Here is a 2,186-nt window from a genome sequence, read left to right as displayed (position 1 = left end):
TGTGCTCTGACAGTTTTTCCTTTCCAGTAGTTTGGAAATGAAGAGCTTTGAAACCAAGAGACTCTGTGGGACTTGTGGATCTCTTGTGGTGTTTTTTTTCTTTATGACAACACAGAGGCAGCACGTTCAGCTGGAGATCACCTGGGCTCTAAAAATGTAATATGATCTGAACACCCCTATATTCTGTCCAAATCAAAAGAGCATCAAAAGCCTAAGAAAGGGAAATGTGTAATTCATTATGTTCCTTACTTTTCAATGAAACCCTTAAATTCCAAATGATGTTTGAATAATACCTTACAACTAGTAGCATTTACCAACCCTGAACCTAAACCCGACCAACACACAACAACAAACATGACAGGTGCAATTATTTTTTTTCCCAGAGGTCACTTTAAATGGCTCTCAATAGAAAGTATTCAGTAACTTATACAGTCAGCACAGTTTTATATGGCTGTAATCCAGTCACTTCTATATTTGGAGTCTCACAGTGACACTGAGAGCCAGAGAGCCACCAACACTGACAACTTCAGAGAAACTTTACAAAAAATCTGATACTTTCAAGTGGAAGCAGTGGAAATCTGGGATGAGAGAAACAGAGCTTGCGAGCCCGGCAGGATGCCAGCTGTGTTGTTAATACTGAATTCACACAAAACTGCAGGTGTGGAAGATAAAAAAGTGGGTTAATTTAAAATTAGAAACCTCAACAACATCTGTTGGCTGTCAGGCTTTGTATTAGCAGGATTCTCATTTTCAATGTCAGAAACCAAAAAGTCAGCCTCAGTGTAGTGATTTAACTCCATGCAGTTATTCCAGTTCACCCAAATAATATATTATGTTATCCATCCATTACATGAGTATGATCTCAAACTAATGGAAGATTTAAATTGGCACTGCTTTCTTCTGACTACCACACCAGCATTTGCAGCCCATCGATCCTCAGCAGAACCAAACCTTGTAATTCTGATCTGGGTGCAGATCTGCTCAAGACTGTCAAGTGTGCCTGTAAAAATCCACCATAAGAGGGTAAGAAGCCCTTTCAACCAGGCGGTTCTGGTCCAAAACATGGTATCTGTATAGTGGAAGGATTTTCTTTCTGGATGTGGATGTGATGCAATACAATTGAAACACCTGTGAAGTCTTTGCTTCACATGTTTCTGTGAGGTTGAATCCCTGACAGCTAAAAGATGTCAGACTCACTGGAGCTCAGCCTTTACAGCACTTCACCTGTTTAAAGCTGCAGCCAGGGGAAGAAGACAAGGACACTTTTATCCTCCATCTTGGGATGTAAAAACTAAAACATGACTCAATAACACCTTACACTGCTAATGTCTGAGACACTGATGCTACTTTACCTTCCTTCACTGTTAGACTGTGTGTGCTGACTTTCAGCCAGCCAGAGTCTGGCCTATGAAATATGCAACAGCCAAAAACACATCACAGGGTCAAAGGTTTGAATCCAGCTGGGTAACTCAACAGATGGCTGTCTGGCTGCATTACAAGGAGGGCAACAATGAAGGAGGAAGCCTGGAAGTCCAAAATCTGGGAGCAAACAAAGATTAACAAGGGCTGTAATAAATGGTAACACATGGACAATATGTAACGTTGTTCATTAAACAACTATGCATCTAAGTATAAAGTCATACAAAAGTGATATATGGCTGATTAATGTACTTTCTGTCCAATATTTCAACCCCTCAGCCCAACAGTCACTAAACATGTAAAACGGACTGATAGATGATGTGTCTTTTTCCTCATTACAGCTCCATTAAGCCATCTGCTGATCAACTCTGATTTAAAAGCACAGAAGAAAACTCAGACATCACAAGAACAAGGCAGAGTAATGGATGATGTCTTCATTTATCTTTTTTCAAAATCAAACTGATGTGGATTTTGCCTGAAGGAAGTATTTTATTTTTATTTTCTCCACTGACACACTTTTCACTTTATCTTCCACTGACCAACATTCATCCTCCTGTGCAACACAGTATCACAGCAGTTCGTCACGAAATTTAATCTATTTGTGTACGTACAAATTTTCCATTTTTGGGTTTCACACGGGAAACAAACCCCACTCTCCCATGTGAAAGTCCTGTTTGACCTATCCATCCACCCCGACTGCCTCCCTACACAGACTTTGCCGCTCTTTATACTACATTTGTCCTTAATACTTTGAAAGTCGTTCTGAG

Annotated in this window: 1 protein-coding gene; it reads left to right on the top strand. The window is 40.1% G+C overall.

The annotated features are described in order from the left end of the window. Positions 1-1,407: 1,407 nt before the first annotated feature. The gene (locus tag ACRC28_RS15240; RefSeq protein WP_438544293.1) at positions 1,408-1,560 is read left to right on the top strand and encodes a hypothetical protein; all 153 of its coding nucleotides are present in this window, start codon (positions 1,408-1,410) and stop codon (positions 1,558-1,560) included. Positions 1,561-2,186: the final 626 nt, after the last annotated feature.

Origin of the sequence: Clostridium sp. (assembly GCF_051650885.1) — a bacterium.
Classification (GTDB): Bacteria; Bacillota; Clostridia; order Clostridiales; family Clostridiaceae; genus Clostridium.
This window is presented reverse-complemented; position numbering and strand designations above follow the sequence as displayed.